This is a genomic window from Cellulomonas sp. ACRRI, from assembly GCF_022346185.1.
In the GTDB taxonomy this organism is placed as follows: Bacteria; Actinomycetota; Actinomycetes; order Actinomycetales; family Cellulomonadaceae; genus Cellulomonas.
Window position 1 is genome coordinate 1 of sequence record NZ_JAKRMS010000154.1, and the last position, 8473, is coordinate 8473.

The following is an 8473-nucleotide window of genomic DNA, read 5'->3' on the forward strand; positions in this document are numbered from 1 at the left end:
CCCCCCGCACATCCCCCGCACGCCCGAGACGAGGATCCATCCGTGAAGGCACTCGCCGCCCGCAGGCACCACCGGTCAGCGCCGGTGGTGCTGCTCCTGCTGGCGCTGCTGCTCACCGGAGCGGTGTACGCGATCGCCCAGCCCGCCAGCGCCGACGCGGCGCAGGCTGCGGCGAGCGAGAGCGACATCGCCACCGGTCAGAAGCTGTTCCAGGCCAACTGCGCCACCTGCCACGGCGTCAACGCCGAAGGCCGTGAGGCGGTCGACGGCGGTGCCGGAGGCCCCTCCCTGATCGGCGTGGGCGCCGCCGCCGTCGACTTCCAGGTCGGCACCGGTCGCATGCCCGCGCAGATGAACGGCGCGCAGATCCAGGCCAAGCCGGTCCAGTTCGACGACGAGGACATCGCCCAGCTCGCGGCCTACGTCGCCTCGCTCGGCGCCGGCCCCGCGATCCCGACGGCCGACCAGGTCGACCCCGCCAAGGGCGACGCGGCCAACGGCATGGCCCTGTTCCGCACGAACTGCGCCATGTGCCACAACGCGGTCGGCGCCGGCGGTGCGCTGTCCCAGGGCAAGTGGGCGCCCGCGCTCACCGACACCACGCCCACCCACATCTACGAGGCGATGCTGACCGGCCCGCAGTCGATGCCGGTGTTCAACGACGCCAACATCACCCCGGACGAGAAGCGCGACATCATCGCCTACCTCGACGAGCAGCGCGACGGGTCCCCCGGCGGCCTCTCGCTCGGGTCGCTCGGCCCCGTCAGCGAGGGCCTGTGGGCCTGGGTGGTCGGCATCGGCCTGCTGATCGGCGCCTCGGTCTGGATCGGAGCCAAGTCCTCGTGAGCACGCACCACGACCCCTCGACCGACGTCACGACGCACGGCGACGGTCCCCTGCCCGAGCGGTTCGAGGACCCGGGCCTGCACGAGCACCGCGCCCGGGTCGGCGACACCGACCCGAAGGCGCAGAAGCGCGCCGAGCGGCAGGTCGTCGTCCTGTTCACGATCTCGATCCTCGGCACCATCGGCGCGATCGTCGCGTACGCCCTGGTCCCCCCGGGCGAGACCGTCGGCACCATGCGGCTGTCGAACCTCCTGCTCGGCCTCGGCCTGTTCCTCGGTCTGGCGGGCATCGGCCTCGCCGCCGTGCACTGGGCCAAGTCGCTCATGAACGACCACGAGCGCGCCGAGGACCGGCACCCGACCGCCTCCTCCGAGCCGGTGCGGGTCAAGGCCGTCGAGGCGCTGCGCGAGGGCGTGAAGGACTCCTCCATCGGGCGCCGCGGCGTGCTCAAGGGCGCCATGGTGACCTCGCTCGCGCTGTTCCCGCTGGCGATCGCCGTGCCGCTGGTCGGCAACCTCGGCGGCAACTGGGACGTCTCCGTCTCCAAGCGCACGCTGTGGCGCCGGGGCACCCGGCTGACGATCGACCCCTCGGGCCGCCCGATCAAGGCGTCCGACGTCACGATCGGCTCCGCGTTCCACGTCATCCCCGAGGGGCTCGAGGAGTCGGAGCACCCGCTGGACGAGAAGGCCAAGGCCGTCGTCCTCATGGTCCGCATGGACCCGCGCGACCTGAAGTCCGAGCAGGGCGAGGGCTGGAGCTACGACGGCATCGTCGCGTTCTCCAAGATCTGCACCCACGTCGGGTGCCCCGTCGCCCTCTACGAGCAGCAGACGCACCACATCCTGTGCCCGTGCCACCAGTCCACCTTCGACGCCGCCGACGGCGCCAAGGTGGTCTTCGGCCCCGCGCACCGCCCGCTGCCCCAGCTGCCGATCACCGTCGACGACGAGGGCTACCTCGTCGCGCAGGACGGCTTCAACGAACCCATCGGCCCGTCCTTCTGGGAGCGCCTCACGTGAGCACCGTCGACTCCCCCCCGGCACCCCCCACGCGGGGTGCTCGCGCGGCGGCAGGGGCCGCCGACTACCTGGACCAGCGCACCGGCATCGGGAACGCGGTCAAGGAGTTCGCGCGCAAGATCTTCCCCGACCACTGGTCGTTCCTGCTCGGCGAGATCGCGCTCTACTCGTTCGTGGTCCTGCTGATCTCGGGCACCTTCCTCACGATGTTCTTCGTGCCCTCGATGACCGAGGTGCACTACCACGGCCCCTGGGCCGCGATGGACGGCGTGCAGATGTCCGAGGCGTTCGCCTCGACGCTGCGCCTGTCGTTCGAGGTCCGCGGCGGCCTGCTCATGCGGCAGATCCACCACTGGGCCGCGCTGATCTTCATGGCGTCGATCGTGACGCACATGATGCGCGTGTTCTTCACCGGCGCGTTCCGCAAGCCGCGCGAGCTCAACTGGCTGGTCGGCTTCACGCTGATGATCCTGGGCCTGCTCGCCGGCTTCTCCGGCTACTCGCTCCCCGACGACGTGCTGTCCGGCAACGGCCTGCGCATCGCGGACGGCGTGGCCCGGGCCATCCCGATCCTGGGCTCGTACATCTCGTTCGCGCTGTTCGGCGGCGAGTTCCCGGGCACGGAGCTGATCCCCCGCCTGTTCACGGTGCACATCCTGCTGATCCCGGCGCTGATCCTCGCGCTCATCGGCCTGCACCTGCTGATGGTCGTGCTGCACAAGCACACCCAGTACCCGGGCTCGGGCCGGACCGACAAGAACGTCGTCGGCTACCCGCTGTTCCCCGTGTACGTGGCCAAGGCCGGCGGCTTCTTCTTCGTGGTGTTCGCGGTCATCGCGCTGATGGCGGCCACGATGACGATCAACCCCGTGTGGAACTACGGCCCGTTCGACCCGGGCGTCGTGTCCGCGGGCGCGCAGCCGGACTGGTACATGCTGTTCCTCGAGGGCGGCCTGCGCCTGATGCCGGGCTGGGAGTTCGTCATCGGCCAGTACACGGTCTCGATGAACATCCTGATCCCGGGCGTGGTCATCCCCGGCCTGCTGTTCACGGTGCTCGCGCTGTGGCCGTTCATCGAGGCGTTCGCCACCGGCGACACCCGTGAGCACCACGTGCTCGACCGCCCGCGCAACGCGCCGTTCCGCACCGCGTTCGGCGTCGCGTTCCTCACGGCGTTCTTCATCCTGGTCCTGGCCGGGTCGAACGACCTCATCGCGACGCACTTCCACCTGTCGATCAACGACATCACGTGGACGTTCCGGGTGCTGTTCTTCGTGGCCCCGCCGCTCGCGTTCTGGATCACCAAGCGGATCTGCCTGTCGCTGCAGCGCAAGGACCGCGAGCTGGTCCTGCACGGCCACGAGACCGGCCGCATCGTCCGGTTCGCGTCCGGCGAGTACATCGAGGTGCACAAGCCCCTCGACGCGCACGAGCGGTGGCTGCGGGTGCAGCACGAGCCGCGCCGCCCGCTCGAGATCGAGCCGGCCGAGGACTCGCGCGGCGTCCGCCGCAAGGGGTACCGGATCGACGCGGCCCGGCGCCGGCTCTCGAGGGTCTTCTACGAGGACCGGGTCGAGCCCGTCACCCCGGCGGAGCTCGCCGCGGCGCAGTCGCACGGCGGGCACGACGCCCTGCCGCTCGCGCACGACGAGCAGCGCGAGGAGCTGACCGCCGGTGCGTCCGGCAGCCGGCACCTCGCCCCGGAGCCCGAGGACACCGAGGGCACCCAGCGCCACTGAAACAGGCGCTGACCTGGGGAATCATCTCGGGCGCCCGGTCGTTGCACCGGGTGGGCGAGACGATCGACAGGACGACCCCGCCCGGGTCGCCCCGGCTCACCGCCGGAGCGGCCCGGGCGTCGTCGTCCCCGGGGCCGTCTGACCCGACGTATGCCGAGCCGGTCCCCCGGCCCGGGAGGCCGGGCACCGCCCGGTCGTGGTACGACAGAGGAGGTGCGCCCGCCCCGCGCGGGGCGCACCTGCTGCGAAGACGCCTGCCGCGGCGAACCGACGTCGCGGCCTGAGCTCAGAGAGGCACTGATGGCTGACTACACCCTTCCGGACCTGCCCTACGACTACGCGGCGCTGGAGCCGCACATCTCCGGCCGCATCATGGAGCTGCACCACGACAAGCACCACGCGACGTACGTGGCCGGCGCCAACACGACGCTGGAGAAGCTCGCGGCGGCCCGGGAGTCCGGCGACTTCGCGGCCGTGGCCGGCCTGGAGAAGACCCTCGCCTTCAACCTCGGCGGGCACGTGAACCACTCCGTGTTCTGGGAGAACCTCTCCCCCGACGGCGGCGACAAGCCGGTCGGCGAGCTGGCCGCGGCGATCGACGAGTTCTTCGGCTCGTTCGACAAGTTCCAGGCGCACTTCACCGCCAACGCCACGACCATCATGGGCTCCGGCTGGTCGATCCTCGCCTGGGACTCCCTGGGCGAGAAGCTCGTGATCGTGCAGCTGTACGACCAGCAGGGCAACATCCCGCTGGGCATCGTGCCGATCGTCGTGCTCGACATGTGGGAGCACGCGTTCTACCTGGACTACGTCAACGTCAAGGCGGACTACGTCAAGGCGTGGTGGAACATCGTGAACTGGGCAGACGCCGGCGAGCGCTTCACCCGCGCGCGCACCCAGACCTCGGGGCTCATCGTCCCGTCGCTCTGATCCCGGTCTGACGGCCCGGAGAGGCCGGTCCGCCCTAGCCGGGCGGGCCGGCCCCTCTCGTGCCCGCAGCGGGCCCGGAGCGGCGTCCCCAGGGGCACGCAGAAGGGCCGGGCACCCCCGCGGGGTACCCGGCCCTTCAGCCGTGCGGTGCGTCAGTGCGCGTGCTGGCCGCGGGAGAACTCGAAGATCCACCCCACCAGGCCGATGACGCCGAGGGCGACGCCGACGTACAGCAGCCACCAGCCGACCGCCATGCCCAGGAACGCCAAGGCACCCGCGAAGGCGATCGTCACCGGCCACCAGCTCCAGGGGCTGAACACGCCCTGGTCGCCCGCGCCCTCGGCGATCAGCGCCTCCGGGTCGTCCTCCGGGCGGGCGTCGATCCGGCGGGAGAGCAGGAGCAGGTAGCCGCCGATCATGCCCACCAGGCCGCCGACGAGCGGGATGCCGACGGTGCCGACCGGCTCGCCGCCGCTCCACCAGGCGTAGATGAGGCCGATCGGGATGAAGAACAGGACCCCGCCCAGGAACAGGTAGGGCTCCACCTTCATGGCGTGCCGCGGCCGCTCGCCGCCGGACACGGACGGCTTCGCGCCGCCGAACTCGTCGAGCCTGCTCACCTGTCCCGGCCCTCCTCGTCGTCGGTGCTGCGCGGACGGTCGTCCACGATGGTCGCGCTGGACTGCTCCTCCTGGCCGCCGCCGTGGTCGGCGCGGTCGCGGGCGACGCTCTGCTCACCCGTGCGCTCGGCCTCCCAGTCGAAGAACCCGGGCTCGGGCTCGACGTGGTCCATGGCCGCCACCTCGGGGTGGTGCAGGTCGAACGCGGGACGCTCGGACCGGATGCGCGGCAGCGACGTGAAGTTGTGCCGCGGCGGCGGGCAGGACGTGGCCCACTCCAGCGACTGGCCGTAGCCCCACGGGTCGTCGACGGTGACCTTCGGCGCCCGGCGCCAGGTGATGTAGACGTTCCACAGGAACGGCAGGGTCGAGATCGCGAGGATCATCGAGCCGATCGTGGACAGCTGGTTCATCCAGGTGAACCCGTCCTCCGGCGAGTAGTCCGCGTACCGGCGGGGCATGCCGATCGCACCCAGCCAGTGCTGGATGAGGAAGGTCATGTGGAAGCCGATGAACAGCAGCCAGAAGTGCACCTTGCCCAGGCGCTCGTTCAGCATGCGACCGGTGAACTTGGGCCACCAGTAGTACATGCCGCCGAACATCATGAACACGACGGTGCCGAACACCACGTAGTGGAAGTGCGCCACCACGAAGTACGTGTCGGAGACGTGGAAGTCGAGGGCCGGGCTGGACAGGATGATGCCGGTCAGGCCGCCGAACAGGAAGGTCGTCAGGAAGCCGATCGTCCAGAGCATCGGCGTCTCGAACGTGAGCTTGCCGCGCCACATCGTGCCGATCCAGTTGAAGAACTTCACGCCTGTCGGCACCGCGATGAGCATCGTCATCAGCGAGAAGAACGGCAGCAGGACGGCACCGGTGACGTACATGTGGTGCGCCCACACGGTGACCGACAGGGCGGCGATCGCGATCGTCGCGTACACCAGGCCCTTGTAGCCGAACACCGGCTTGCGGCTGAACACCGGGAGGATCTCGGTCGCGATGCCGAAGAACGGCAGGGCGATGATGTAGACCTCGGGGTGGCCGAAGAACCAGAACAGGTGCTGCCAGAGGATGGCGCCGCCGTTCTCGGGGTTGAACACCTGCGCGCCCAGGCGGCGGTCGGCACCCAGCGCGAACAGCGCGGCCGCCAGCGGCGGGAACGCCATCAGCACCAGCAGGCTCGTGATGAGCGTGTTCCAGGTGAAGATCGGCATCCGGAACATGGTCATGCCCGGCGCGCGCATCGTGACGATCGTGGTGATGAAGTTGACCGCACCGAGGATCGTGCCGAAGCCGGTCAGCGCCAGGCCGAACACCCACAGGTCGCCGCCGGCACCCGGCGAGTACACGGAGTTCGACAGCGGCGCGTAGGCGAACCAGCCGAACGACGCCGCACCCTGCGGGGTGAGGAAGCCGGCGGCGGCGATCAGGCCGCCGAACAGGTACAGCCAGAACGAGAACGCGTTCAGCCGCGGGAACGCGACGTCGGGCGCGCCGATCTGCAGCGGCATGATGATGTTCGCGAACGCGGAGAACAGCGGGGTCGCGAACAGCAGCAGCATGATCGTGCCGTGCATCGTGAAGAGCTGGTTGTACTGCTCCTTGCTCTGCACGATCTGGATGCCGGGCTCGAACAGCTCGGCGCGGATCAGCAGCGCCATGATGCCGCCGATCGCGAACCAGATGAACGCGGCGATCATGTACATGTAGCCGATCGTCTTGTGGTCGGTCGACGTGACCCACTTGACGATCGTGCGGCCCAGGGTCTGCCGGCGGGGCGCGAGCCCCGGCACGACCTCGACGGTGGCGGCCATCAGTTCGCTCCCTCTTCGCCCTCGGCGTCCCCGCCACCCTCACCGGTGACACGCACGTCCTGCAGGCGGTTGTACTCGAGACCCAGCTGACCGTCCTGGCCGGCGTCCCGCAGCTCCTCGATGTGCGCGTCGTACTCGTCGCGCGACACGACCTTCACGTTGAACAGCATGGACGAGTGCTCCTCGCCGCAGAGCTCGGCGCACTTGCCGACGTACTCGCCCTCGACCTCCGGGACGACCTGGAACGTGTTGGTCCGCCCCGGGATCATGTCCTGCTTGTAGAGGAACGCGGGCACCCAGAACGAGTGGATGACGTCGCGGGAGTCGAGCACGAACTCGACCCGCTCGCCGACCGGCAGGTACAGCGTCGGCTGGTCCGCGAGGACGCCGGTCGCGCCGACCTCCTGCGCGTGCTGGCCGGTGTCGTACACGTCGTCGTCGACGTAGTTGAAGTCCCAGCTCCACTGCTTGCCGATCACCTGGACCGTGAGGTCCGGCTCGGCCGAGGTGTCCTGGATCTCCGTCATGTCGCGCGCCGTGTAGTAGAACAGCACGCCGACCATGATGATCGGCAGGATCACGTACATGATCTCCAGCGGCACGTGGTACCGGAGCTGCACGGGGAGCTGGTCGTCGTCCTTGCGCTTCCGGTACACCGTGACGCACCAGAGGATCAGGCCCCAGACCAGGATGCCGACCAGCAGGGCGGCCACCCAGGAGCCGACCCACAGGTTCGTGATCCGGCCGGTCTGGTTCGTGATCTCGTTGTCGGAGTCGCCGGGCAGCCAGCCGCGCTGGGCCTCGGGCGAGCATCCGGCGAGCGCCAGGGCGACGGTCGTCGCGGCGCCCGCGACGGCCAGTCGGGTCCGCCAGGGGCGGCGGGGGGTCTGCGAGCGCACCGGGGGCCTTCCACGTCGGTCCCCGTCGCGCACGACACCGCACCGTGCGTCGCCCGACAGGGAAGTCACCTAGGACCTATGTCCTCGATCCCGTGCAGCGTAGCGCGCTGGTCGGCTTGTCGTGGCCTCAGAACCGCCCGTGGGCGCCACTTTGTGACGCAGTGTCATCTGGATCACGTCCCCGACCGGCCCGTGCGCGCGCGGCGGCCCCGCCCGCCGGCCGGGCGCGTCGGCGGGGCGGCGCTACCGTGCCCGGGTGACCGACTCCCCCGCCCCTGGCCACCGCGTCGTCCTGGACGCCGGCGGCCGCGCGCCCGTCCTGCCCGCCGCGCGCGAGGCCTACCTCGCCGCGCTCGACGAGGGCTGGGCCGACCCCCGCCGCCTGCACACGGAGGGGCGGCGCGCCCGGGCGCTGCTCGACGGGGCGCGGGAGGCGGTGGCGGCGCTGGTCGGGGCGCGCACCGAGGAGGTCGACCTCGCGCCGTCCCACACCGCCGCGCTGCACGGGGCGGTGCTGACGGTCGCGCGGGTTAGCGCACCAAGGAGGACGACCACGCGCCCTCCAACAACGAACAGCAAAAATGGGCGGGTAGCGGCCGCTGG

Annotated in this window: 7 protein-coding genes and 1 pseudogene; 5 read left to right on the plus strand and 3 right to left on the minus strand. The window is 70.4% G+C overall.

The genetic code is table 11. The annotated features are described in order from the left end of the window. The first annotated feature begins 42 nt into the window (after positions 1-42). From MHY85_RS18860 to MHY85_RS18875, 4 genes are all read left to right on the plus strand, one after another. The gene (locus tag MHY85_RS18860) at positions 43-846 is read left to right on the plus strand and encodes a c-type cytochrome (RefSeq protein ID WP_239199474.1); all 804 of its coding nucleotides are present in this window, start codon (positions 43-45) and stop codon (positions 844-846) included. Next, positions 843-1868: a ubiquinol-cytochrome c reductase iron-sulfur subunit gene (locus tag MHY85_RS18865; RefSeq protein ID WP_239199476.1), complete on the plus strand. Its 1026-nt coding sequence runs from the start codon at positions 843-845 to the stop codon at positions 1866-1868. The genes MHY85_RS18860 and MHY85_RS18865 overlap by 4 nt, the downstream gene beginning before the upstream one ends. Beyond that, the gene (locus MHY85_RS18870; RefSeq protein WP_239199478.1) at positions 1865-3607 is read left to right on the plus strand and encodes a cytochrome bc complex cytochrome b subunit; all 1743 of its coding nucleotides are present in this window, start codon (positions 1865-1867) and stop codon (positions 3605-3607) included. The genes MHY85_RS18865 and MHY85_RS18870 overlap by 4 nt, the downstream gene beginning before the upstream one ends. Before the next feature lie 300 nt (positions 3608-3907). Continuing rightward, the gene (locus MHY85_RS18875) at positions 3908-4537 is read left to right on the plus strand and encodes a superoxide dismutase (RefSeq protein ID WP_239199481.1); all 630 of its coding nucleotides are present in this window, start codon (positions 3908-3910) and stop codon (positions 4535-4537) included. Positions 4538-4689: 152 nt separating this feature from the next. On the opposite strand, the gene MHY85_RS18880 is transcribed toward MHY85_RS18875, so the two are convergent. The 3 genes from MHY85_RS18880 to coxB form a co-directional block, all read right to left on the minus strand. Next, on the minus strand, positions 4690-5088 hold the full coding sequence (locus tag MHY85_RS18880; protein WP_239199490.1) for a cytochrome c oxidase subunit 4: 399 nt from the start codon (positions 5086-5088) through the stop codon (positions 4690-4692). A gap of 65 nt (positions 5089-5153) precedes the next feature. Next, positions 5154-6971 (minus strand): cytochrome c oxidase subunit I, encoded by a 1818-nt coding sequence (gene ctaD, locus MHY85_RS18885; RefSeq protein ID WP_239199484.1) that lies wholly within the window; start codon positions 6969-6971, stop codon positions 5154-5156. After that, positions 6971-7870, minus strand: coding sequence for a cytochrome c oxidase subunit II (coxB, locus tag MHY85_RS18890; RefSeq protein WP_239199487.1), 900 nt, complete (start codon positions 7868-7870; stop codon positions 6971-6973). The genes ctaD and coxB overlap by 1 nt, the downstream gene beginning before the upstream one ends. Positions 7871-8126: 256 nt before the next feature. On the opposite strand from coxB, the pseudogene MHY85_RS18895 reads away from it, so the two are divergent. Further along, positions 8127-8473: pseudogene (locus MHY85_RS18895) on the plus strand (hypothetical protein); the annotation flags it as partial.